The sequence below is a fragment of the Aequorivita sinensis genome (assembly GCF_006346335.1).
GTDB classification, from domain to species: Bacteria; Bacteroidota; Bacteroidia; order Flavobacteriales; family Flavobacteriaceae; genus Aequorivita; species Aequorivita sinensis.
Window position 1 is genome coordinate 323629 of record NZ_VDMC01000001.1, and the last position, 25125, is coordinate 348753.

Here is a 25125-nt window from a genome sequence, read left to right on the forward strand (position 1 = left end):
TATATCTATTATGAAAATAGATTAATCGAAAGGTCTAAATTCAAATTTTTGTCCTCCAACGGAAACCTCTGCCATTAATCCTTCTTTCGGAAGTGTAAATACGGCTACACCATCAGTATATGTTACATCAAATGAAGGTGGACTTTGGTTTACAGCAATGGCCGATAAATTTGATCCAAAACGAAATTTATTACTCATGAAGTCTTCAACAGCTTTGTCTGTTTTTAAGAAAATAATTTCGCTAAAGGCTTTTCCTCCAATTTGTGCTCCCACATCAAGTTGTTTCATACTGGCCATACCTACAAGTTGACCTTGTTCATAAACTGCTCCATTACCAGATGCGGCGCCAATAATCACAGCTCCTTTACCTACATTTGGAAAAATCACATAGGCTTTTGCATCATCAAAATAGCGTTGAAGTTTTGGGTTGACTTCTAGAAAAGCAGCTTTCGCATTTTCAGCATCTGCAACCACCCTTTTATCATCGACGGCTTGCGCAAATAATGATACACTAAAAAATAGCATCATTACCATTAATATGTTTTTAGTTTTCATAATCTTAATTTTTATTATTTAAGTCTAAAATTACTTCTTTCACAAAAAAGGATAGGTTAAAAGAGTGTTAGATTAAATATAATTATATGCCAATAGGCTATTAAAAAGGAAGGGGCAGCAATAATTATTTGAGATCTTTTTTTACTAAAAGATAAAAGTCATTGTCTAATGGAAGATATCCTTGGTCGTATAAATAATAATAGGTAGAACCTGATTTTGTGGTATAGGTGCTTGTGAAGTATTCAAAACTAAACCCATTTCTTTGAAGTGTACTTTTTGTGGTTTTGGTTTTATCTTCCTTATTTAATTCTTCGAGAATACGATAGTTTTTACGGAGTCGGTTATTTATATTTCTAACTAAGTTTTTACTGTCCTTATTAAGAGAGTTATTATAGGAATTACGACAAGCGTCGCTGCAGAATTTCTTATCTGCGCGTCCTATAATTTTACCCCCGCATTCTGGACATTTTCGCTCCATAGTCTAAATATAAAAAATTCAAGGATCAATTTCCAATTTAAAAATCTGAAAGTCAGTTATTTTAAAAATTTATTTCTCAATCTATAGGTTTTAATTGTGATTAATCATCACTTAATATGAAACCTATAAATAGCTTCCAATTTCAAAAATACTCCGCCACTTAAAGTAGGGTTTAATTGTGTTCTATTATCGCCAAAACTAAAGGCAGAAAGACCTAAATCAATCTTTTCGCCATCTGCATACATTTCATATTTATTGGTAGAATATCCAATCTTGGCACGTAGCAAAACACTTTCTTGTAAAGCATTAAATTGTAAATAACTCGCAAATTCTAATGAACTTAAATCGGCGTAAAGTGTTTTGATGTTTTCATAATGAACATTATAACTGCGTCCAATTCCAAAGTAATCAATTCCAACGGTTGTGGCACCTAGCTTGTAACTAACATCGGCTGCAATTGGCAGACTCATATCCATTTCAAATCGTGTGTTTGGGCTTAGATAATACCATCCTAATATAGGAGTAGTGAACAACCCAAAAGCTTCTTGAGATCCATAAAACCCGAAGCGATAAGTAAAGTTTTCGTTCTTTTTTAATTTTAACAAAGCAAAGGCTCCAAGAAAAAAGTCATCACTAGAAATATCATGGTAATCTGAAGCAATTTTAGGCAACAAAACTATTGTTGTACTCCATTTTTCCGACCATGTAGAGGCCATTCCTAATTTCAAATTCGTACTGTAAAGATTTGAAAATTCTGATTTGGGAAATAATTGAACCTTATTAAAGCTGAAATCTGCTCCTGTAATTAATGCGTGGTTTTCGTTTAAAACTAAAGGAAATGTGAAGCCAACATCAAAAAATTCAACATTTGTATCACTGTCGGAATCTTTAAAATTATTATTTAAAGTTTGCCCATATCCTATTCGGAATAGATCCACATATTCTTGTGCAGAAATTGAAAGCGGAAACAGAAAAACGAGAAGTAATAGTTTTTTCAATATATGTAGAATAAAATGGTAAGCAAGTTTATCGTTTTAAAGATAAAATAAATTTTTACTAGAACGTAAACCAGTCCTCCATTTTATTGTCTACAACTTCATTGATATGAATATATTCGTTGCTATTTGAATTATACTTATAGTCTTTACTCCAAGTTGGAAAGTTTTCTGCTAATTGTTTTAATGCCTCACAAACGTATAAAACTTCAGCATTAGTTGTTGTAGGACTAAAAGACATCCTTATCCACCCTGGTTTATGCGATAAATCGCCAGAGTCTATTTCGCAAGTAATACTATTTGAAGTTTCTTGATCTACGTGAAGCAAATAATGACCATAAGTGCCTGCGCAAGAACAACCTCCACGAGTTTGAATTCCGAAATAATCATTTAAAATTTTCACACCAAGATTGAAGTGTAAATCATCTATATAAAAGCTGATTACCGCCAATCTATCTTGAATATTTGGCGCGAGTATGTTTAGGTTTGGAATTTTATTGAGTTTTTCAAAAACTAAATCTAAAATTTCGTGTTCGCGTTTTAGAATATTTTCAACTCCCATTTTTTCTTTCAAACGAATTGAAAGCGCCGTGCGAATAGTTTGTAAAAATCCTGGGGTACCGCCATCTTCACGAGTTTCGATATCGTCAATATATTTATGATTCCCCCAAGGGTTTGTCCACGATACAGTTCCTCCTCCTGGGTTATCAGGAATAGTATTTTTATAAAGATTATTATTAAAAATTAGCACACCACTACTTCCAGGACCTCCCAAAAATTTATGCGGCGAAAAGAATATCGCATCCAGGTGAGCACCTTCTTCTTCTGGGTGCATATCAATTGAAATATACGGCGCAGAACAAGCAAAATCTACAAAACAAAGGCCTCCTTGCGCGTGCATCAATTTTGCAATTTCGTGGTATGGCGTCTGAATTCCTGTTACATTAGAGCAAGCGGTAACTGCAGCAATCTTTATAGGTCGATCTGCGTGTTTTTTTAGAATTTCTTCAAAAGTTTCTAGACAAACTAAAACATCATCATTTGGTGGAATTACAACAACATCTGCTATAGTTTCTAACCATGAAGTCTGATTGCTGTGGTGCTCCATATGGGTGACAAAAACCACAGGTCTTATTTCATCAGGAATCTTAGTGTACTTTTTAATATTCTCAGGAATTTTCAGTCCAAGAATACGTTGAAACTTATTTACAGCTCCCGTCATTCCGCTACCAGAGGTAATTAACACATCATTTTGGTTGGCATTAACGTGCCTTTTAATAATGTTTCTAGCCTCGTGGTAAGCTCTAGTCATCGCCGTTCCCGTTACGGATGTTTCGGTATGCGTATTAGCCACAAAAGGTCCAAAGTCGTTTAGAAGTTTTTCTTCAATGGGCCCGTACAAACGACCACTTGCCGTCCAGTCGGTATAAATTATCTTTTTGCTTCCGAATGGCGAAGTAAAGCTTTGATTGATACCAACAATATAATTTCTGAAAGTCTCAAAATACTTTTCAAGCGCGCTAGCCTCTATATTTTTTTCAGAAGTTATCACTGTCTAAAATTTAAATGTTATTATTTATCGAAGGCACCTACACCATTTTGAAGCCAATCGTAATACTCCTCAATATCTGGAGTATAACCTACTGGATCTATCAAATTTTCTTCGTTGTGATCCATTAAAACATAGAATGGCTGAGCATTTGCTTTATATCTTAAAATTTGGAATTCACTCCATTTTTGACCGATATACTTCAACTCCTTTCCAGATATTTCCGAAATGTACTTTTCGCCTTCCGGCAATGGTCTTTTATCATCAACATATAGCGAAATAAGAACTACGTCATTATTCAATAACTTTAATATTTTGGGTTCACTCCAAACGCGTTCTTCCATTTTACGACAGTTTACACAAGCGTGCCCCGTGAAATCTACCAATACAGGTTTTCCAACTTTTTTGGCATATGCCAATCCAGTTTCATAATCGTGGAATGCCAAAATATCGTGTGGTCCAAGGTGAGCTCCTTCAGGGAATTCAGCTGTAGTAGCGCTTCCACCGCTACCTAATTTTGTGTAACCTACACCATAAGGAGATTCGCTGTACTGCATTGGAGGTGGGAAACCACTAATTAATTTTAGAGGAGCACCCCACAATCCTGGTATTAGATAAATAGTAAATGCTGCGACAATTAATCCTATGCTTAGACGCCCTACGGATAATTTGTCGATAGGCGAATCGTGTGGTAATTGGAATTTTCCGAATAAGTAAAGCGTTAAAGCTCCAAAAACAGCAATCCAAATTGCTAAGAATACCTCTCTTTCTAACCAATGTAGTTGAAGAACTAAGTCTGCGTTTGAAAGGAATTTAAATGCTAATGCCAATTCTAAGAATCCTAAAAACACTTTTACTGTGTTTAACCATCCACCAGATTTTGGAAGTGAATTCATCCACCCTGGGAAAGCTGCGAACAATGCAAATGGCATGGCTAACGCTAATGAGAATCCGAACATCCCAACAAAAGGAGCAATTCCACCTTTAGAGGCAGCTTCTACTAGCAATGTTCCAATAATAGGACCTGTACATGAAAAAGAAACAATGGCTAATGCCAGTGCCATAAAGAAAATCCCGATTATACCTCCTCTATCTGCTTGTCTGTCTACTTTATTTGCCCAAGAGTTAGGAAGCATTATTTCAAAAGCACCTAAAAATGAAAGTGCGAATATTACTAGTAATATGAAGAAAAAGAAGTTAAACCATACGTTTGTTGACAAAGCATTAAGCGCATCAGCGCCAAAAAACCAAGTAACAATTGCACCTAAGAATACATATATTACAATAATTGCAATACCGTAAATAATAGCATTCTTAATTCCCGCTGCTCTAGATTTACTTTGTTTTGTAAAAAAGCTAACAGTCATCGGGATCATTGGGAATACACAAGGTGTAAGCAATGCAGTAAACCCAAAAAGGAAAGCAACAACAAATATTGTCCAAAGTCCTTTACTCTCTTGTTTTTTAGTTTGCTCAACCGCAGCCTTAGACGAGTCTGATGTTTTTGCCGCTCCTTGAATTGTATCTGTAGTAGTTACATTTTCTAGAAAGTCTGTAGTGGAAGGAACAATTTCTTCAACATTTTTTTCTTCCTCTTTTACGTCATCAGATTTAGAATCATCTGTATCCACAGCTGTTATTACTGAATCTGAATCTTTTTTAGGGTCTGGAATTTTAAAAATAAGATCTACATAGTTTGGTGGCAAACAACGAGTATCATCACACACCATAAATTCAACTTCACCTTTTACAGTCGTTCCTTTATCCCCTGTTAACTGTACGCGTTGGGTAAATGTAGCAGTGTTTGAGAAGAAAGTAATTATCATATCAAACACAGGGTCAAGTTCTGTAACTCCCTTCCCTTCTTTTACTTTTCCTATAGTTTTGTAAGCATTATTTTCTTCAAAAGTAAAAACAGTTGGTAGCGGACCTCCCTCTGGAACTACTTGTGAATAAAGATGCCAACCACCGTCAATAGTAGCTTTTGAAATTAAATCGTATTCAGTTTCTGATATTTTTTTTACGCTAGTAGACCATTTTATTGGGTCTAATATTTGAGATTGAACTGTAGAAAGCGAAACAATAGTTAAGAGGAGGTAGAGAAAAAATTTGTTCATTTTAAATTTTTGAATTTTTCCCAAAAAACCGATAGCCAATGAACTACGTATTTTTATTGGGGAGTTTTTTTACAAGTCAATAAAATTTTAAACCCTAAAAAGGTAATCCACAAATATATTGATAACTTCCGTTTTCAATTACTAAAATTTAAATATTCTACAGTATTAACATTAGCACATTAACTGAACAATATTTAATCTCAAATTTGAAATGAGGATTTTGATTTTGTTCAGGGTCAAATTTCATAAATACTAGATCTGCAAAAAATCTGTTAATCACTTTACTATTTGGATTATACGCATTACTTTCGCGGCCTTTACAATAAAATATATAAATCTAAGTTTTGATGAAAGTATTATATCTCAACTTTATTTATAAAACAATTTAATTTAAAACCACGATTATGAATTTTAAAAAATTAATTTTTCTTTTTACACTTGCTCTTGCAACAATTAGCTGTAGTAGTGATGATGATGGGCCTTCATATAAATATAAAAAAGAAAATCTTACAGGCACATATAGTCTTACTTCTTTTAAAAGTAAAGATGTTAAAACTGAAAATTTAAATGGCTTTAATGTTGTTACAACAACTACTTTAGTAGGTGATACATTTGGAGTAAATGTTGTTTTTGATCAAAATAACATTGTTACTCTTGACGGAACTTATAGAATTAATAAGACTGTAAAGCAAGGTGAGCAAACAAATACCGAAACTTATATAGTTGTTCTTAACAACGAATCAAGTGGTTATTCAGTAAATGAAACTACTAGTGAATTAACAATAGATGGAGATACATATAAGGTGAGCAATTTCAATATTAATGGGTTTACCCTTAATTTGGCTGAAACAACCACTGAACCAAATGGAAACAACTCTGTTTATACAGAAGAACTTAAGTTTTCTAAACAATAAATATTTTGCATACAACCTTTTAAAGTTGCCTTAAGTGTTTAAGGCAACTTTTTTTATATTTGAATTTCATATTCTATATTCGTTTTAAATATTCTCTTAAATATAAGAAAGTTTAAAACGACATTAAACCTCTTTTAAAATTAAGTGTATATTTATTTATGAAATCTTCTAAATTCTTAATCCTTCTCGCATTAATACTATCTGCTTTAAGTTGTAATAAAAATGACGACGAATCAACCAAATCAGGTGCTTATTCAAATTATTTTATACTGAATCAGACCTCTTATAATCTAATATATTTATCTGAGGAGAGTATAGAAATCCCTATATCAGAATTAAAAAAAATTGGATCTATTGGAGGTGTAAGTTTTATTGACCCACCCAAACCTTCCACTGGATTGGATTCAATAATACTATTAAAAGATTTTAATGGTGATTTAACAACAGCATTTAACATGAATCCTATTATTGATAATCATTGGATCGAACAAAAAACATCACCAAATAAGTCAGATTTTATGCTTGTAGTCACAGATAATATGCTTACTCCCTATACATTAAACAATGATAACCTTTCAGGTAACTACAAAACAACATTATTAACAGGCGATATTGAGCAGACTTACACTGTAAATGGAACAGAAGTAAAATCTGTTACTAAAATTGTTGGTGATAATTTTCAAATGACTACAGTATTTGGAGCTAATGGTTCTTATAGCGCTTCAGGGCAATACCGTATTGAAACCACAGTCACAACAGCTGGGAATACTACTACCGATTCTGAAATTATCGTTGTGGAAGATGAAGGTACGTATTCTATTAGTCCAGATAAAAAGAGATTGACTATTACAATTGATGGGGATGCTGAAACTTTTGATGCTTCTCTTTTCAATGAAACAAAATTGAACTTAAAAAGAGAAATTAACGAAACAATTAATGATGTTCCTACTGTAGGTACTTTCAAAGTAAACTATGAGCGCATCTAAGAATTGATTGACCTTATTAAAAAGTCGTCTAAAATTAAGTTTTAGACGACTTTTTTTATTGAATAATTTTTAAAGACACCTCTTTACAAACACTAATTGAATTAGTAACGCTTCTACTTCAAATTTTGCCTTTAGTCTCTGCTACTCAATTCTGTAAAATTGCTTATTTTTGCACCCTGTCTACAAAAAGGGCATAAAAACTATTACAACACCCAACTTATGAGCACAAAATTTAAAGAATACAAAGGGCTAGACCTCCCTAAACTGGCGGAAGAAGTACTCGATTTCTGGAAAGATGATAACATTTTTGAACAGAGTATTTCCATTCGTGAAGGAGCAAAACCATTTGTATTTTTTGAAGGACCACCATCTGCCAATGGTCTTCCAGGAATACACCACGTTATGGCGCGAGCTATAAAAGACATCTTCTGTCGTTATAAAACCCAAAAAGGATATAAAGTAGATAGAAAAGCTGGGTGGGATACTCATGGTTTACCTATTGAGTTGGGAGTAGAAAAAGAATTAGGAATTACCAAAGAAGATATCGGCAAAAAGATTTCTGTTGAAGAATACAACGCTGCTTGTAAAAAAGCCGTGATGCGATATACAGATGTTTGGAACAACCTTACCGAACGCGCAGGTTATTGGGTAGATATGGAAGATCCATACATTACCTATGAACCAAAATACATGGAAACTGTTTGGTGGCTTTTAAAGGAAATCTACAACAAAAACTTAATTTATAAAGGCTATACAATTCAGCCGTATTCACCGAAAGCGGGAACAGGATTAAGTTCACACGAGCTTAACCAACCTGGAACTTACCAAGACGTTACAGATACAACCGTTGTTGCTCAGTTTAAAGCAATCTCTGAAACCCTACCAAGCTTTCTATCGGAAGAGTCAAAAGATATTTGGTTTATAGCTTGGACTACAACTCCTTGGACACTGCCAAGTAACACAGCGCTAACTGTAGGTCCAAAAATTGATTATGTATTAGTAAAAACATTTAACCAATACACGTTTGAGCCTATAAACGTAATCTTGGCTAAAAATCTAGTTGCTAACCAATTCTCTAATAAATACGAGAAAGTAACAAATGCAGAAGCGTTAGACGCATACAATAAAGAAGATAAAAACATTCCATATTTTGTTGTAAAGGAATTTAAAGGATCGGAATTAGTGGGTATTAAATATGAGCAGTTATTAGATTATGCTCAACCTCACGACAATCCCGAAAATGCTTTTAGAATAATTTCAGGAGATTTCGTTACCACAGAAGACGGGACAGGGATAGTACATACAGCTCCAACTTTTGGTGCGGATGATGCGAAAGTTGCAAAAGAAGCAGTTCCCGAAGTACCACCAATGCTGGTGCAAGACGAAAACGGAAACCTTGTACCACTAGTTGACCTTCAAGGAAAATTCCGTCCAGAAATGAAAGAGTTTGCTGGTAAATATGTAAAAAATGAATATTATGACGATGCTGATGTGCCAGAAAAGTCTGTTGACGTTGAAATCGCCATTAAATTAAAAATTGAAAACAAGGCATTTAAAGTAGAGAAATACCTTCACAGCTATCCTAACTGCTGGAGAACAGACAAACCTATTTTATACTATCCATTAGATTCTTGGTTTATTAAAGTAACCGAGTTCCGCGATAGAATGCACGAATTAAACAAAGAAATAAATTGGAAACCAAAAGCCACAGGTGAAGGCCGTTTTGGTAATTGGCTTGCAAATGCTAACGATTGGAACCTTTCACGATCACGCTATTGGGGAATTCCTTTGCCAATTTGGAGAACCGAAGACGGAAAAGAGGAAATCATAATTGGGTCAATTGAAGAACTGAAGGCCGAAATGCAAAAAGCGGTTTCTGCAGGATTGATGGAGAAGGACATTTTTGAAAATTTCAAAGTTGGAGATTTCTCAAAAGAAAACTATGATAAGGTTGACCTTCATAAAAACATAGTTGATGGAATTACACTTATATCTCCAAGTGGAAAGCCAATGAAGCGCGAATCAGATTTAATTGATGTTTGGTTTGATAGTGGAAGTATGCCTTACTCACAGTGGCACTATCCTTTCGAAAACAAAGAAAAAGTTGAAAAAACTTGGCGCCAAGCAGATTTTATTGCGGAAGGAGTTGACCAAACTCGTGGTTGGTTCTACACACTTCACGCAATTGCTACAATGATTTTTGATGATGTAGCATATAAAAACGTAGTTTCAAACGGACTTGTATTGGATAAAAACGGTCAGAAAATGAGTAAGCGTTTAGGAAATGCTGTAGACCCATTCGAGACTTTAGATACTTACGGTCCAGACGCTACACGCTGGTATATGATAAGCAATGCCAACCCTTGGGATAATTTAAAATTTGACCAAGACGGCATTTCAGAAATACGAAATAAATTCTTCGGAACACTATACAATACGTACAGTTTTTTTAGTTTATATGCTAATCTCGATAATTTTAAGTATCTTGAAGAAGACGTTGCCTTAGAGGAAAGACCTGAAATTGACCGTTGGATACTTTCTGAATTACATACACTTATTCAAAAAGTGGATGAATATTATTCAGATTATGAGCCTACAAAGGCTACACGTGCAATTTCAGAGTTTGTACAAGAGAACTTGAGCAACTGGTTTGTGCGATTAAGTAGAAGAAGATATTGGAAAACAGCTCGACCAAATCAAAATGGAGGAAGCACTAGTAACATCGATAAACTTTCGGCTTACCAAACGCTTTACACTTGTCTTGAAACCGTTGCTAAATTAGGTGCGCCTGTAGCTCCGTTTTTTATGGATAGGCTTTACAAAGACTTAACAGAGGGGACATCTAAAGATATAAAAGCCTCAGTACATTTGACCGATTTTCCAAAGGCCGATGCTGCGTTCGTTGACAAGAAACTAGAACACAAAATGCAAAAAGCGCAAACAATATCATCATTGGTATTATCGTTGCGCCAAAGAGAGAAGATTAAGGTACGTCAACCACTTCAGAAGATAATGATTCCTGTATTGGATGATTCTGATAAAGAAGAAATACTAGCTGTTTCCGATTTAATAAAGAGTGAAGTAAATGTAAAAGAGATAGAGCTTATTGACGAAGGATCTGGTATATTAGTAAAACAAATAAAACCAGATTTTAAGGTGCTAGGACCACGTTTTGGGAAAGATATGAAAGCTGTAGCAGCAGCAATTTCAAAATTTGACCAACAACAGATTGCAGAAATTGAAAAAGAGGGGGAAATAACTGTACTTATTAATGAAATAAATACTAAATTGGCACTTGAAGATGTAATTATTAGCTCTCAAGATATAGAAGGCTGGTTAGTAGCAAATGCTAATGGTATCACAGTAGCATTAGACGTTACAATAACACCAGATTTAAAAAATGAAGGTATAGCTCGTGAGCTCGTAAACAGAATTCAAAATCTAAGAAAAGATAGCGGGTTTGAAGTTACAGACAAAATAAAAGTTACACTTCAAAACAACGAAATATTAGAAACTGCTGTGACACAATACATGCAGTATATTAAAGAAGAAACACTAACAGAGGTTATGCAGTTTCAACCAAATTTACAGGACGGAACGGAAATTGCATTTGATGAAATTGAAACACTTATTAGTATTATAAAACATTAGATTATGACTGACACAGAAAAAACCAGATATTCAGATGCTGAGCTAGAAGAGTTTAGAGCACTTTTAAATGAAAAAATTGCCAATGCAACTGAACAACTAGAACTTATCCAAAGTGCTTATAAAAACGATAGCAATAACGGTACAGACGATACTTCACCTACATTCAAAGCTTTTGATGAAGGAAGTGAGGTTATGAGCAAGGAAACTTCTTCACAGTTGGCTATTCGCCAAGAAAAGTTTATCCGTGACCTTAAAAATGCATTAGTGCGTATTGAAAACAAAACTTATGGAATTTGCCGTGTTACAGGTAAGTTGATAAATAAAGAGCGTTTAAAACTTGTTCCACACGCTACATTGAGTATTGAGGCTAAAAACTTACAAAAGTAATTTAGACCGCTGACTTATTTTAAAATCATCAATTGCCCCGAGAAATTCGGGGCTTTTTTATGGAATACAGTTTCAGAAATCAACAATTGAAGAAAGTATAATTGCCAATTGTTCATTTAAATCACTTCCTATTGAAACTGAAAGAAATAACCAAAGTGTTTCAGTACTAAGTATAGATAAATATTACTATTTTTGCCGTCATTCTCAAAAGAAATGCTATTGGAAAACCCTGTTTTTTAAAGTAAAAATTTTGAAACAATGGTTCTCTAAAACTGTATAGCTGAAAAGCAATTGCCGAAAAAATTATGAGTATTAAAAAAGCCTCTCTCATTATTATTTTGATCTTATTAATAGATCAAATTTCAAAATATTACATCAAGACTAACTTTATGTTAGGCGAAGAAATTCGTGTTTTCGATTGGTTCCGAATACTTTTTGTAGAAAATGAAGGTATGGCTTGGGGCGCTAAAATTCCTGGAGAATACGGCAAACTTTTTTTAACGCTATTTAGGATTGTAGCTATTGGCGGAATTGGGTATTGGCTGTGGGACTCTGTTAGAAAAAACGCTCCTAAGATTTTAATTTTATGCATCTCCTTGGTTTTTGCTGGAGCATTAGGTAATATAATAGACTCGGTATTTTACGGTATTATTTTTAACGACAGCTATGGACAAGTAGCAACTTTATTCCCGGAAGAGGGTGGATATGGAACACTTTTTCACGGAAAAGTAGTGGATATGCTATATTTCCCATTATACGGAGGAACACTACCAGAGTGGATTCCTTTTTTCGGAGGAACGTATTTTACATTCTTCGACCCTGTATTCAATATTGCTGATTCTGCTATTAGCGTTGGGGTTATTTTATTACTTCTTTTTAATAAAACCGCGTTTCCGAAAAAGTAGCAGATTACTGAATAATAATACATCTTATTACATTACGCAAGCGACTATAAGTAACATTTATATAAATGATTGAGTACCCTTAGGAGTTACACAATAATCTAGTGGAATATCTGTGTTTTCGTAAGGAATTTCAGATTCAGCATCAAAAAATGAAAGTCCAATAAATACTGATGTAGACTTACATTTATTCAAAAACTTATCGTAAAAACCTTTTCCGTAACCTATCCTATTTCCTTTTTTATCGTAAGCTAATAAAGGAACAAATACCACATCTATTAATTCTGCCGGCACTTCTATTCCTGAAACAGGTTCCGGAATCCCATATTCTGAAGTTTTTAAAGCAGTATTTTCCTGTAACAATATATTTTTCATTTCACCTGAAGAAAACTCAGCTTTGGGAACGATAATGCTTTTATCCTTTCCTTGTAATATATGCAAAAGGTACTCCGTATTAACCTCTTGTTTCCCTGTGATAGTAAGAAAAATATGATAGTTGGTTTTATCCCAAATTGGCAGTTTTAAGGCTTGGTTTGCTATCTGCAAGCTCATTTCATCAATAGCTTCATCAGAAAGGCTTTGTCGTAATTCTTTGTATTTTTTTCGCAATGTGGGTTTATCGAGCATAATTCAGGCTGTATAATAAAAGTAACTTCAGTTAGAAATCATATTTCTAAGATTTACTGTAATTATTCATCATTACACAAATATAAGGATTGGAGTCTCTCTATTCTATTCATATTTAGATAGAAATTAGGGAATAAAAAAAGAGAGGTTAAAACCTCTCTCATTATATAAATATAGAATATTATATTATTCCTGACTTTTCATTAAAATAGCTTCCACACGTTGCTGCAAGCTTTTATCATTTTGAATTAATCCCGCAAGTGCTTCAAAACGTTCCATCGTTAAGCCAGTAGCAATAATTCTCTGACTTGCCTCCTTTTCTAATTCTGGTTGCAATTTTTGTATTTTTTCAATTGCACTTTGATGCATTTTTATTTCTTCGTCTGTGGCTTCAACCTTTAGCTCTGGATTCATACTAGCTTGCTGAATTGCACTAAAGCGTTGTACATCTATTCCTTCTGCTTCAATAATTTGAACCATCTTTTGTTGTGCCGTTTGATTTTGAACTTGTAATTCGATGTAAGCATTGGCAAATTTTGTTAACTCTGCCTCACTAACTTGGTTATCTTGGGCAAAAAGACCAAAAGTCCCCAACATTGTTACAAATAAAAATACACTTTTAAGTTTTACTGATTTTAACATAATTGTTATTTAAAGATAAAATGATTAGAAGAATTGACTCAATAATAAGATAGGTCTAAATGAGAAATCAATGTCAATTGTCAATTCCGAAAACTTCAAAGCTAACTGCATCATTAAATTCTGCCAATAAAAATCACTTTATTAACTTAATTTTAGTAGTATTTTATGATTCATAAGACTGGATCATAGCTTATTACGAAACCATTTGAGTATAAAAAATTTGCTTGTTATTAAATTATTTCGAGATTTTCTTCTTCAGATTCTAAAGTACTTGGCGTAATTGCTGTAGAGATATGAAATATTGCATCCCCTTGATTTACAATGGGCGATTGATTAACATTTATAATATACCCTTCGTTAGGAGACAAAACTTTGAAACGCATTTTACCATATGGATCTGTAATGGTAGCTAAAAACTCTCCTTTTTTTACGTGTTTATTACAGTCAATTTTTACGTGTAAAAGGCCACTTCTAACGGCACGAATCCACTTACTTTTTTCGACAATTACCGTTTCAGATTCAGCACCTGCAACACTATGTCTAGGCCCTAACATATCTAAATGTTTTAAAAACCGCATAATACCTTCAACACCTTCTCTTGCTATATCTTTATTGCTATCCAAACTTTTACCACCTTCAAAAAGCAATGAAGGTATTCCCATTTTGTGGCAAGTTTTTCTATATGATTTCTCTAATGTATTGGAATAAACTGTGAATGGCGCATTAAAAACTTTGGCTAGTTCTAATAACTTTTCGTCATCTGGTTTTATGCGTATTTGTGGAGCATTAAACCTACTAGCCCCTCCTGTATGAAAATCTAAACAGTAATCTGCGTGTGGCAAAACCTTCTTAGTAAAGTGATAGGCTACCCTACTTGCTAACGAACCTGTTTTAGTTCCTGGAAACACACGATTTAAGTCACGTCCATCAGGAAAATTTCGATCGCCATTAAGGAATCCAAAAACATTTAGAATTGGAATACAAATTATTGTACCTCGTTTTGGCTTGTTTATCTTTTTAGCAATAACCTGCCTTACTATTTCTACACCGTTAATTTCATCGCCGTGAAGAGCTGCTGTTATTAATACCGTTGGCCCTGGGATTTTCGATCGTTCAACGATTATTGGAATTTCTACTTTCGTAGATGTGTAAAGCTTTGCAATACTAAAATCTACTGTACGGCTTTCACCTAGGGCAATGCGTTCGTTTAAAATAACTATATCGCGTTCTTCTTTTTTGGCCATAATTACACGTTACGCTCTATATACTTTATAATTGAGTTAGCAATATCTTTTCCAGTAGCCGTTTCAATTCCTTCTAAACCAGGAGAGGAGTTAACTTCCAAAATAAGTGGCCCGCGTGCAGATTGAAGCATATCAACTCCAGCAATACCAAGTCCCATAGCCTTTGCTGCTTTTAAAGCTGCAGTTTCTTCTTCATCTGTTAGTTTTATAACCGATGCCGAACCACCTCGGTGTAAATTACTTCTAAACTCACCTTCTTTCCCTTGTCTTTTCATCGCACCGACAATCTGACCATCTACAATAAATGCACGAATATCGGCTCCTCCAGCTTCTTTAATAAATTCTTGCACAATTACACGAGCTTGTAAATTATTGAAGGCTTCAATTACAGATTCAGCAGCTTTTCTAGTTTCAACTAGAATAACGCCAATTCCTTGAGTACCCTCTAATAACTTAATAATTACGGGAGCACCTCCTGCCTGATCAACAATTTCCTTTACGTTTTTTGAATAGTTTGTAAAAACGGTTTTTGGAAGTCCTAATCCTGCACGAGATAAAATTTGTAAACTTCTTAATTTATCACGCGAACGCACTAATGCTTGCGACTCGGTAGTTGTGAAAACGCGTTGCATTTCAAATTGACGAACCACCGCAGTTCCGTAAAATGTAACTGAAGCACCAATACGAGGAATAATGGCATCGGTATGATCCAGCTTTTGACCCTTGTACATTATTACAGGGTTTTTCTTTTCAATAACTATATCGCACTTTGCATGATTGATAACCTCAACCTCGTGATTTCTAGCTTTAGCGGCTTCCACAAGTCGCCTAGTAGAATATAGGTTTGCATTTGCGGATAGTATTCTGATTTTCATTTTTTAGTTTTTAATTTATACGAAAGATTGGTTTTGTTGATGTCTACAACATATTTATTGCTCAAAAAACTTCTGCCTAAAAGCACAGGAAAACGCATTTCCTCACGATCACTTAGAGTTAAATAAATTTCTTGAGTTTTTCCGAAAAGAAGGATTTCCGTTTTTATTCTATATCTGGCTTCAGATTGTCCGTTACTACTTTTTACAACTTTTACGTCGTACTCGTCAAAGATAATTTCCTTTTCGTGATAGCTTGGATGTTCTTCGTCTAAAAACAAGCATTTTAGGTAATTATCTTCAACCTTTACATTTTTGCAATGAATGGATGAAGTGTATGCACCTGTGTCAATTTTCACTTCAACATCAAACAGATTGAGTAAAGGAAAATCAGCTTTGTCTATTCTACCAATGTTTCTTTTCAATGTATTTTAGGTTTTTACAAATGCAAGGTATGAAAACGAATTTGAAATTAAAATCGAAACCAAACCTCAACAGCAGATGATATATTTTAATTGTTTTATGTTTTTTGATTATATGAGACGAGTTTCTATTCGCCTCAAGGTATTAACTATTTAATATTGCGTTCAATATAACCAATTACACTTTTAGAAACATTTTTTCCAGAAGTATTTTCAATACCTTCTAAACCTGGGGTGCTATTTATTTCTAAAACTAACGGTCCGTTTTTGGATTGTAAGATATCAACCCCACAAAAACCAAGACCCATTGCTTTTGCTGCTTTAATAGCTAGTTTTTCTTCGGCTGTAGAAAGCTCAATGATTTCTGAAGAACCTCCGCGATGCAAATTACTTCTGAAATCGCCGGCTTTACTTTTTCGTTTCATAGCAGCAACCACTACTCCATCAACCACTATTGCACGTACATCAGAGCCTTTTACCTCTTCGATATATTCTTGCAATAAAAACTTAACTCCAGCGGCATTTAAAGTTTCTACAGTTGCCAATGCATTTTGTGGACTTTCAGTAAGAATAACCCCTTCCCCGTGAGTGCCTTCTAAAAGTTTTATGATGATTGGTTTTCCCCTAAATGTTTTTAACTGTTCTTCAAAATCATAGAAAGACGCAAATATAGTCCTCGGCATGGGAATTTGATGTTTTGCTAATACTTGAAAACACGTCCATTTATCACGGCTGTTTGTGATACCCAAAGAAGAAACCACTGTAAAAACTCCCATGGCTTCAAAATGACGGACAACACTAGTACCATAAAAAGTATTTGAAGCTCCAATTCTTGGAATAATTGCATCGAGGTCATCAATAAGATCACCTTCGTAATAGAGCACTGCCTTGCCGTTTTCTATTTCGAGATTGCAATAAGTAGGGTCCAAAACTTCTACATTATGATTTCTGGCTGAAGCAGCATGCAGTAGACTTTTAGTAGAATAAAGCGTCTCTCCACGCGATAAAATGGCGATATTCATAGATAACAGTTAGCGGTGCAATTTAACCAAAAAGGTAACGAGATTTAATGGTCCAAAAAAATAATTTATTATTAACATTTAGAAGCTGAAAACGCATCATTTAAAATTTACAAACTATTATCTTTGGAGTTATGTCTAATGCTTCGTTAACACTACAAATTTCAACACTCCCCGATTCGCCTGGAGTATATCAATACTACGATAGGGACGGGAAGTTACTTTACGTTGGGAAGGCAAAAAATTTAAAAAAAAGAGTTTCTTCTTATTTCAACAAACAACAAGATAACGGCAAAACACGAATTCTTGTAAAAAAGATTGCCAACATTAAACATATTGTTGTTCAAACAGAGACGGATGCTCTTTTGTTAGAAAACAACTTAATTAAGAAATATCAGCCACGATACAATGTGTTGCTGAAAGACGACAAAAGCTATCCGTGGATTTGTATAAAGAACGAACGTTTCCCAAGAGTTTTCCCAACGAGACGAATGATTAAAGATGGGTCGGAGTATTTCGGACCTTACACAAGTATGAAAACCGTACACACCCTCCTAGATTTAATTAAAGGGTTATATCCACTACGTACTTGTAATTACGATTTATCTGAAGAAAAAATTAAAGACGGAAAATACAAAGTTTGTCTAGAATACCATCTCGGAAATTGCTTAGGGCCTTGTGAAGGATTGTATTCTGAAAAAGAATATCACGAAAATATTGAAGCTATTAGAGATATTGTAAAAGGAAATTTTAAAGAATCCTTGCACAAGTTCAAAAAGCTAATGAAGCAATATGCAGATGAATTACGATTTGAAGAAGCTCAACGCATAAAGGAGAAGATAGATATTTTAGAAAACTATCAATCTAAATCTACTGTTGTAAATCCTAAAATAAACAATGTTGATGTTTTCAGTATTATTTCTGATGAAGGCTATGCTTACGTTAATTTTTTACAGCTTTCACATGGAGCAATTATACGGTCGCATACACTAGAAATAAAGAAGAAGTTGGATGAAACCGACGAGGAGTTACTTCAACTAGCTATTATAGAACTCCGCCAACGATTCAATTCACTTTCAAGAGAAATTTATGTACCTTTTGCATTGGAATTGGGAGAAGAGGTAAAGGTTCACGTACCCAAATTAGGCGACAAAAAAGCGATATTAGACTTATCGGAAAGGAATGCAAAGTACTTTCGAATGGAGAAGTTTAAACAAGCTAAAATTGTAGACCCAGATCGTCACGAAAAGCGAATTATGGCGCAGATGAAAAAAGACCTTCGTCTTTCGGTAGAACCACGCCATATTGAATGTTTCGACAATAGTAACATACAAGGCACCAATCCTGTAGCTGCTTGTGTGGTTTTTAAAAATGGAAAACCAAGCAAAAAGGATTATCGAAAATTCAATATAAAAACGGTAGTAGGACCAGATGATTTCGCCTCAATGGAAGAAGTTGTTTACCGCAGGTATAAAAGATTGTTGGAGGAAGAACAACCTTTACCTCAACTTATCATTATAGATGGAGGAAAAGGACAACTTTCATCATCGTTAAAAAGCTTAGACAGATTAGGTTTACGTGGAAAAATAGCAATAATAGGAATCGCCAAGCGTTTAGAAGAACTTTTTTATCCAGACGATCCTATTCCTTTATATTTAGATAAAAAAAGTGAGACCTTAAAAATTATACAACAATTACGAAATGAAGCTCACCGATTTGGAATCACCTTCCACCGAAGCAAACGCAGTAAGCAAGCGCTAAATACAGAATTGGAAACTATTCCGGGAATTGGAGAAAAAACAATTGTTGAATTATTGAAGCATTTCAAAAGCACTAAACGTGTTGCTTCAGCTAATTTCGAAGAGCTTTCAAAAGTAGTAGGGGCTAGTAGAGCTAAGAAAATAGTTACCCATTTTCAAAAGACTAAGTCGGATTAATATATTTAATTAATAAAATCGAAATTTAATAAATGAAAAAAGCACTTTTTATATTATTTATACTAGTTTCTACGCTTTCATTGTCACAAACAAAAGATAAGGAAGATTTAAAAGTAGGCGTTGTTTTAAGTGGTGGAGGTGCAAAAGGACTTGCGCATATTGGAGCTCTTAAAGTTATTGAAGAGTCTGGGGTTCGTATAGATTATATTGGCGGTACAAGTATGGGGGCAATTATTGGAGCTCTATACGCAGCGGGATATTCGGCAAACCAGCTTGACAGTATTTTTCAAAAAACAGACTTTAATACTTTAATTCGCGACAATATCCCGAGAAGTGCGAAGACATTTTACGAGAAAGAAGAATCGGAAAAATACTCCTTGATACTACCTTTCGATAATTTTAAAATTGGGTTTCCTTCAGGAATTTCTAAAGGTCAGAATGTATATAACTTAATTTCAAAATTAACCAGTCACGTTAGCACCACTTCCGATTTTAGTAAACTACCAATTCCATTTTTCTGTATTGCTACCGATGTTGAAACGGGAAAAGAAGTTATACTAGAGCGCGGCTACCTCCCTAGAGCTATTACTGCAAGTGGAGCCTTACCTTCGCTTTTTAGCCCTGTAATAATTAACGATCGCGTTCTTATTGACGGGGGTGTGGTTAATAACTATCCTATTAATGAAGTTAAAGCTAAGGGGATGGACTTAATAATTGGGATTGATGTTCAGGACAGTCTAAAAGACAGAACTAGACTTAAATCTGCTATTGATGTTTTAGTACAAATAAATAACTATCGCACCATTAATGATATGATTGAAAAACGTGGAAAAACCGATATTTATATACATCCAAATATTCAAGATTTCTCGGTTGTTTCATTCGACGAAGGAAAAAAAATAGTACAATCTGGTATTGATGAAGCAAATAAATTTCGAGAAGAACTACTTGAGGTAGCTTCAAAACAAAAACCTTCGGAAAAAGAGAAAGTAAATATTGTGAACCGAGACTCTATCTATATAAAAGAAGTGAAAATTGAAGGTCTTGACAATTATACTCGAAGCTATGTATTAGGAAAATTAAAACTCCGAACTCCAGATAAAGTAACCTTCAAAGCTTTTAATGAAGGAATCAACAACCTATCAGCTACAGGTAATTTTCAAGATATTAACTATAGGTTCATAGAAGACGACAACCAAGAAAACACTTTGTTATTGCAATTACGGGAGAGCAAATCGTCAATGTTACTTCGTTTTTCAGCACATTACGACGATTTATTCCACACTGCAGCATTAGTAAACATCACTAAAAAGAGACTTTTAACCAATAATGATATCGCTTCATTAGATTTAATTGCAGGAGATAATCTTCGGTATAATTTTCAGTATTATATCGACAAAGGGTTTTATTGGAGTGTAGGTATTAATTCAAAATATCACTTTTTTGACACAGAAGTACCCATATCATTTATAGATCCAGATATAAATAATGAACTCTCTCTTCCAATTAATAAACTTTCCATTAACTATAGTGATTTTACAAATCAAATTTACTTCGAAACACTTTTTAAAAGATCTTTTGTATTTAGTATAGGCGCAGAGCATAAATACCTTAGATACCTATCGGAAACCATTGGTACAGATAATAACAATATTCCTCGTACTGTTTTTGAAAGTACCAATTACTATAGTGCTTTTGGGCTTTTAAAGTACGATACTTACGACAACAGCTTCTTTCCGAAAAGTGGAGCCTATTTTTCTGGAGATTTTCACTGGTATTTATTTGCTCACGGTCGAAACAAAAACTTTAGACCTTTCTCACTTGCAAAAGCAAAAATGGGTTACGCTCATAAAATTTCTGATAAATTTTCGGCTCACATAACCGCTGAAGGTGGTTTTAAATTAGGAGGCCCTGAAACCACGACATTAGACTTCGCACTTGGTGGATACGGATTTAAAGAGATGAACAACATTATACCGTTTTTAGGCTATAGTGCTATTTCACTTCGAGGAAATACATATCTTAAAAGCGTCCTTTCTATTGACTATGAAATTTTCAAAAAAAACCACATAAATGTTTCAGCAAACATTGCTAACGTAGGTAATGATCTTTTAGAAAATGGAGAATGGGCTGATGGCATCGACTACTCAGGGTTTTCTTTAGGTTACGGCTTAGAAACAGTTTTAGGACCTATGGAAATAAAATATTCTTTCTCACCGGAACACGATGAAGGGATATGGTATGTGGCATTGGGCTATAGGTTTTAATGTTTCCTTAGTTCAGTAACTAGTATATTTTTACGATATTTGTGAGGTTAAGCTTTTCAATTTGAAACATTAAAATGTTGACGTTGAAATTTTTAACCTCAAAATTTATTGATTTAATATTTAACATCATATATGCCTTTCTACCATAAACTTGGCAAAATACCGCCTAAACGACATACCCAATTTAGAAAGCCAGACGGAAGTCTTTACTACGAAGAACTTTTTGGCACAATTGGTTTCGATGGAATGTATAGTAATATCTACCACGAGCACAGGCCTACGCAAGTAAAAGAGATAAAAAAACAATACAATGTTTCACCTAAAATTGCAAGAGCTAATAATATAGAGTCACTTCGATTAAAAGGGTTTAATGTTGAACCAGAAAATGATTATTTAGAGAGTAGAAAAACTGTACTCACCAATAGCGACTGCAGTATTGTTCTTGCCGCTACAAAAAAATCTCTGAAAGATTATTTCTATAAAAACACAGATTCTGATGAATTAATTTTTATTCACAGAGGCTCAGGTAAATTGCGTACTTTTTTAGGAAATCTTGATTTTAAGTATGGAGATTATCTATTAGTACCTCGTGGTATAATTTATCAAATTGAATTTGATACTGAAGATAATCGTTTGTTTATTGTAGAGTCTAAACACCCTATTTACACTCCAAAACGATATAGAAACTGGTTCGGTCAATTATTGGAGCATTCACCATATTGTGAACGTGACATTAGAAAGCCCGAAGAACTTGAAACTTACGATAAAAAAGGTGAGTTTTTGGTTAAAGTAAAGAAGCAAGACGAAATTTTTGAATTGGTTTATGCCACCCACCCATTTGATGTTGTTGGTTATGATGGATATAATTTCCCTTATGCTTTTTCAATACACGACTTTGAGCCTATAACAGGGCGTATTCACCAACCGCCACCAGTACATCAAACATTTGAAACAAGTGCATTTGTGGTGTGTAGTTTTGTTCCAAGACTTTATGATTATCACCCATTAAGTGTTCCTGCTCCATATAATCACAGCAATATTGATAGCGATGAAGTGTTATACTATGTAGATGGAGATTTTATGAGCCGAAACGATATTGAAGCAGGTCAAATTACCTTACATCCTGCGGGTATTCCTCACGGCCCACACCCAGGTGCAGCCGAAAGAAGTATTGGAAAAACTGAAACGGAAGAACTTGCCGTTATGGTAGATACTTTTAGACCTCTAAAGGTTACTGAAGATGGATTAAAACTATCTGATGGCACCTATTACAAAAGTTGGTTAGAGTAACCCTTCAATTGTAATTATATTTTATTATATAGTACATTTGAAGTCAATTAATGAAATTTACAAGAAGAAACTCTCATAGAGAATCTTCTCGATTAATAAATAATAGGATTTTTAGAAAATTAAATTATGAGCAAAGAAGTAAAGTCGGTCGAGTATGGACTAGAAAAGATTTTTGAAGGCGCAGAAGACTTTCTGCCGTTATTAGGTACAGACTACGTAGAGTTCTATGTGGGTAATGCAAAGCAGAGTGCCCATTTTTATAAAACAGCATTTGGATTTCAATCATATGCATATAAAGGTCTTGAAACAGGATCTCGTGATTCGGTAAGCTATGTGCTTAAGCAAGATAAAATCACACTAGTTTTAACTACACCTCTTAATAGCAAGTCCCCTATCAACGACCATATTGTAAAACACGGTGATGGTGTAAAGGTAATTGCACTTTGGGTAGAAGATGCTAGAAGCGCATTCGAAGAAACTACAAAACGCGGTGCTAAACCATATATGGAACCAACCGTGGAAAAAGACGAAAACGGAGAAGTAGTACGTAGTGGTATTTACACTTATGGTGAAACAGTACATATGTTTGTTGAGCGTAAAAATTACAACGGAACCTTTTTACCTGGTTTCCGTGAGTGGAAAAGCGACTACAATCCAACACCAACTGGTTTAAAATACATCGACCATATGGTAGGAAACGTAGGCTGGAATCAAATGAACGTTTGGGTAAAATGGTACGAGGATGTAATGGGCTTTGTTAACTTCCTATCATTCGACGACAAACAAATTCACACAGAATATTCTGCCTTAATGAGTAAGGTAATGAGTAATGGTAACGGACGTATTAAGTTCCCTATCAACGAACCAGCAGAAGGAGCTAAAAGATCACAGATTGAAGAATATTTAGACTTTTATGAAGATGCAGGAGTTCAACACTTAGCATTAACAACAGATGATATCATTAAAACTGTAAGTCAGTTAAAAGAAAGAGGGGTTGAATTCTTACCTCCTCCACCACAAGCATATTACGATGCTATTCCAGAGCGTTTAGGCGACCATATGAAAATGATGAAAGAAGACATCAACGAGCTGAGAAAACTATCTATTATGATAGATGCTGACGAAGATGGATACTTACTTCAAATATTTACCAAGCCATTAGAAGACCGTCCTACTTTATTCTTTGAAATCATTCAAAGAATGGGAGCAAAAGGTTTTGGCGCTGGAAACTTCAAAGCTCTTTTTGAATCTATCGAGCGCGAGCAAGCTCAAAGAGGAACATTATAAAAATGTAACTTTATCTAAACCCCATCGTCTTTATATGGTGGGGTTTATTTTTTGGAACAGATGTTGTAATTCATATAATAAAAACATCTAAAGTCACATTTTATGAAGAAGCTAATCGTCCTTTTATTAATTTTTGGAAACACATTTTTACTTTCTGCACAAGAGAGAGCATATGGCGATGGCGAATACTTTAAATTTCGAGTTCATTACGGATTTGTAACAGCAGGTTATGCAACTCTAAATGTTAATAATGCTACTTTAAACGGCAAGGAAGTTTACCATGTTCGTGGATATGGTAAAACTGTAGGACTTTCAAAGTGGTTTTTTAAAGTTGAAGACGATTACCAATCGTATATAGATAAGAAAAAGGATATCCCTTACCGCTTTATCAGAAAAATTGATGAAGGTGGTTATACCAAAGATGTTCAAATAGACTTTAACCACAACACAAATAAAGCCACTGTAAACGACAAAAAGCACAACGAGACTTCTGTGTTTTCTTTCCCTAAAGAAACACAAGATATGATTTCAGCTTTTTATTATCTCAGAAACAAATTAGACACTGAAAACATCAAAGAAGGTGATATTGTTGAAATGAATATGTTTTTTGACAAAGAAAATTTTAAATTCAGGCTAAAATTCCTTGGTAAAGAAGTTTTAGATACTAATTTTGGGGCCGTTCGCACTTTAATATTTAGACCTTATGTACAATCTGGTCGAGTATTTAAAGAAAAAGAAAGTTTAACTGTTTGGATTAGTGACGATAACAACAAAATTCCGTTGTTAATCAAAGCCGATTTAGCAGTTGGTTCTTTAAAAGCGACATTAACTGAATTTAAAGGATTACAACACTCCTTTAAAATATTAGCGAAGTAATTTTTATTTTTCGCTAACCAGAAAATATTGAATAGCGTAAATTTTTTGATTAACTATTCAATATTTTTCTACAAAATGAGTTAGCCTAATTAAAGAATAATACAGAAA

General features: G+C 34.2%; 21 protein-coding genes. 10 read left to right on the forward strand and 11 right to left on the reverse strand.

Going from position 1 to position 25125, the window contains the following annotated elements; genetic code table 11:
- Positions 1-21 precede the first annotated feature (21 nt).
- From FHP04_RS01500 to FHP04_RS01520, 5 genes are all read right to left on the reverse strand, one after another.
- On the reverse strand, positions 22-555 hold the full coding sequence (locus FHP04_RS01500) for a lipid-binding SYLF domain-containing protein (protein WP_139854064.1): 534 nt from the start codon (positions 553-555) through the stop codon (positions 22-24).
- 124 nt (positions 556-679) lie between these two features.
- Positions 680-1033 (reverse strand): hypothetical protein, encoded by a 354-nt coding sequence (locus tag FHP04_RS01505; RefSeq protein ID WP_139854065.1) that lies wholly within the window; start codon positions 1031-1033, stop codon positions 680-682.
- Positions 1034-1140: 107 nt separating this feature from the next.
- A complete protein-coding gene (locus tag FHP04_RS01510; protein ID WP_139854066.1) occupies positions 1141-2031 on the reverse strand; it encodes a DUF6268 family outer membrane beta-barrel protein in 891 nt (296 codons plus the stop codon).
- 58 nt (positions 2032-2089) lie between these two features.
- The gene (locus FHP04_RS01515; RefSeq protein ID WP_139854067.1) at positions 2090-3580 is read right to left on the reverse strand and encodes an aminotransferase class V-fold PLP-dependent enzyme; all 1491 of its coding nucleotides are present in this window, start codon (positions 3578-3580) and stop codon (positions 2090-2092) included.
- Positions 3581-3600: 20 nt separating this feature from the next.
- Positions 3601-5694 carry a protein-disulfide reductase DsbD family protein gene (locus FHP04_RS01520; protein ID WP_139854068.1) on the reverse strand — a complete coding sequence of 698 codons (2094 nt, stop codon included), beginning with the start codon at positions 5692-5694 and terminating at the stop codon, positions 3601-3603.
- A gap of 404 nt (positions 5695-6098) precedes the next feature.
- On the opposite strand from FHP04_RS01520, the gene FHP04_RS01525 reads away from it, so the two are divergent.
- The 5 genes from FHP04_RS01525 (at position 6099) to FHP04_RS01545 (ending at position 12537) form a co-directional block, all read left to right on the forward strand.
- Positions 6099-6608 carry a hypothetical protein gene (locus FHP04_RS01525; RefSeq protein ID WP_139854069.1) on the forward strand — a complete coding sequence of 170 codons (510 nt, stop codon included), beginning with the start codon at positions 6099-6101 and terminating at the stop codon, positions 6606-6608.
- A 398-nt stretch (positions 6609-7006) separates the two neighbouring features.
- The gene (locus FHP04_RS01530; RefSeq protein WP_139854070.1) at positions 7007-7594 is read left to right on the forward strand and encodes a hypothetical protein; all 588 of its coding nucleotides are present in this window, start codon (positions 7007-7009) and stop codon (positions 7592-7594) included.
- A gap of 219 nt (positions 7595-7813) precedes the next feature.
- A complete protein-coding gene (gene ileS / locus FHP04_RS01535) occupies positions 7814-11245 on the forward strand; it encodes an isoleucine--tRNA ligase (RefSeq protein ID WP_139854071.1) in 3432 nt (1143 codons plus the stop codon).
- 3 nt (positions 11246-11248) lie between these two features.
- The gene (locus FHP04_RS01540) at positions 11249-11632 is read left to right on the forward strand and encodes a TraR/DksA family transcriptional regulator (protein ID WP_139854072.1); all 384 of its coding nucleotides are present in this window, start codon (positions 11249-11251) and stop codon (positions 11630-11632) included.
- 305 nt (positions 11633-11937) lie between these two features.
- Positions 11938-12537: a lipoprotein signal peptidase gene (locus tag FHP04_RS01545; RefSeq protein ID WP_139854073.1), complete on the forward strand. Its 600-nt coding sequence runs from the start codon at positions 11938-11940 to the stop codon at positions 12535-12537.
- Between the two features lie 57 nt (positions 12538-12594).
- Here FHP04_RS01545 and FHP04_RS01550 read toward each other — a convergent pair whose 3' ends face one another.
- The 6 genes from FHP04_RS01550 to FHP04_RS01575 form a co-directional block, all read right to left on the reverse strand.
- Complete coding sequence (locus FHP04_RS01550; protein WP_139854074.1) at positions 12595-13161, reverse strand: 5-formyltetrahydrofolate cyclo-ligase; 567 nt, start codon at positions 13159-13161, stop codon at positions 12595-12597.
- Positions 13162-13347: 186 nt separating this feature from the next.
- A complete protein-coding gene (locus FHP04_RS01555) occupies positions 13348-13803 on the reverse strand; it encodes a DUF4168 domain-containing protein (RefSeq protein WP_139854075.1) in 456 nt (151 codons plus the stop codon).
- Positions 13804-14033: 230 nt separating this feature from the next.
- A complete protein-coding gene (locus FHP04_RS01560; protein WP_139854076.1) occupies positions 14034-15047 on the reverse strand; it encodes a succinylglutamate desuccinylase/aspartoacylase family protein in 1014 nt (337 codons plus the stop codon).
- A 2-nt stretch (positions 15048-15049) separates the two neighbouring features.
- Complete coding sequence (rimK, locus tag FHP04_RS01565; protein ID WP_139854077.1) at positions 15050-15922, reverse strand: 30S ribosomal protein S6--L-glutamate ligase; 873 nt, start codon at positions 15920-15922, stop codon at positions 15050-15052.
- The gene (locus FHP04_RS01570) at positions 15919-16344 is read right to left on the reverse strand and encodes an ATP-dependent zinc protease family protein (RefSeq protein WP_139854078.1); all 426 of its coding nucleotides are present in this window, start codon (positions 16342-16344) and stop codon (positions 15919-15921) included. Before FHP04_RS01570 ends, rimK begins: the two co-directional genes overlap by 4 nt.
- Before the next feature lie 146 nt (positions 16345-16490).
- Entirely contained in the window at positions 16491-17363 is an 873-nt protein-coding gene (locus FHP04_RS01575) for an ATP-grasp domain-containing protein (protein WP_139854079.1), read from the reverse strand.
- 131 nt (positions 17364-17494) lie between these two features.
- On the opposite strand from FHP04_RS01575, the gene uvrC reads away from it, so the two are divergent.
- The 5 genes from uvrC (at position 17495) to FHP04_RS01600 (ending at position 25017) form a co-directional block, all read left to right on the forward strand.
- Positions 17495-19297, forward strand: a complete 1803-nt coding sequence (gene uvrC, locus FHP04_RS01580) for an excinuclease ABC subunit UvrC (RefSeq protein WP_139854080.1) — start codon at positions 17495-17497, stop codon at positions 19295-19297.
- A gap of 32 nt (positions 19298-19329) precedes the next feature.
- Positions 19330-21564: a patatin-like phospholipase family protein gene (locus FHP04_RS01585; protein WP_139854081.1), complete on the forward strand. Its 2235-nt coding sequence runs from the start codon at positions 19330-19332 to the stop codon at positions 21562-21564.
- Positions 21565-21696: 132 nt separating this feature from the next.
- Positions 21697-22854: a homogentisate 1,2-dioxygenase gene (locus FHP04_RS01590; protein WP_139854082.1), complete on the forward strand. Its 1158-nt coding sequence runs from the start codon at positions 21697-21699 to the stop codon at positions 22852-22854.
- Between the two features lie 126 nt (positions 22855-22980).
- The gene (gene hppD, locus FHP04_RS01595) at positions 22981-24141 is read left to right on the forward strand and encodes a 4-hydroxyphenylpyruvate dioxygenase (protein ID WP_139854083.1); all 1161 of its coding nucleotides are present in this window, start codon (positions 22981-22983) and stop codon (positions 24139-24141) included.
- Between the two features lie 102 nt (positions 24142-24243).
- Entirely contained in the window at positions 24244-25017 is a 774-nt protein-coding gene (locus FHP04_RS01600; protein WP_139854084.1) for a DUF3108 domain-containing protein, read from the forward strand.
- Positions 25018-25125 lie beyond the last annotated feature (108 nt).

Coding starts and splice junctions, on each gene's coding strand:
- FHP04_RS01545 (WP_139854073.1), top strand. CDS start 11,938: ATGAGTATTAAAAAAGCCTCTCTCATTATTATTTTGATCTTATTAATA.
- FHP04_RS01520 (WP_139854068.1), bottom strand. CDS start 5,694: ATGAACAAATTTTTTCTCTACCTCCTCTTAACTATTGTTTCGCTTTCT.
- ileS (WP_139854071.1), top strand. CDS start 7,814: ATGAGCACAAAATTTAAAGAATACAAAGGGCTAGACCTCCCTAAACTG.
- FHP04_RS01525 (WP_139854069.1), top strand. CDS start 6,099: ATGAATTTTAAAAAATTAATTTTTCTTTTTACACTTGCTCTTGCAACA.
- FHP04_RS01550 (WP_139854074.1), bottom strand. CDS start 13,161: ATGCTCGATAAACCCACATTGCGAAAAAAATACAAAGAATTACGACAA.
- FHP04_RS01590 (WP_139854082.1), top strand. CDS start 21,697: ATGCCTTTCTACCATAAACTTGGCAAAATACCGCCTAAACGACATACC.
- FHP04_RS01600 (WP_139854084.1), top strand. CDS start 24,244: ATGAAGAAGCTAATCGTCCTTTTATTAATTTTTGGAAACACATTTTTA.
- FHP04_RS01505 (WP_139854065.1), bottom strand. CDS start 1,033: ATGGAGCGAAAATGTCCAGAATGCGGGGGTAAAATTATAGGACGCGCA.
- FHP04_RS01555 (WP_139854075.1), bottom strand. CDS start 13,803: ATGTTAAAATCAGTAAAACTTAAAAGTGTATTTTTATTTGTAACAATG.
- FHP04_RS01500 (WP_139854064.1), bottom strand. CDS start 555: ATGAAAACTAAAAACATATTAATGGTAATGATGCTATTTTTTAGTGTA.
- rimK (WP_139854077.1), bottom strand. CDS start 15,922: ATGAAAATCAGAATACTATCCGCAAATGCAAACCTATATTCTACTAGG.
- FHP04_RS01540 (WP_139854072.1), top strand. CDS start 11,249: ATGACTGACACAGAAAAAACCAGATATTCAGATGCTGAGCTAGAAGAG.
- hppD (WP_139854083.1), top strand. CDS start 22,981: ATGAGCAAAGAAGTAAAGTCGGTCGAGTATGGACTAGAAAAGATTTTT.
- uvrC (WP_139854080.1), top strand. CDS start 17,495: ATGTCTAATGCTTCGTTAACACTACAAATTTCAACACTCCCCGATTCG.
- FHP04_RS01560 (WP_139854076.1), bottom strand. CDS start 15,047: ATGGCCAAAAAAGAAGAACGCGATATAGTTATTTTAAACGAACGCATT.
- FHP04_RS01575 (WP_139854079.1), bottom strand. CDS start 17,363: ATGAATATCGCCATTTTATCGCGTGGAGAGACGCTTTATTCTACTAAA.
- FHP04_RS01585 (WP_139854081.1), top strand. CDS start 19,330: ATGAAAAAAGCACTTTTTATATTATTTATACTAGTTTCTACGCTTTCA.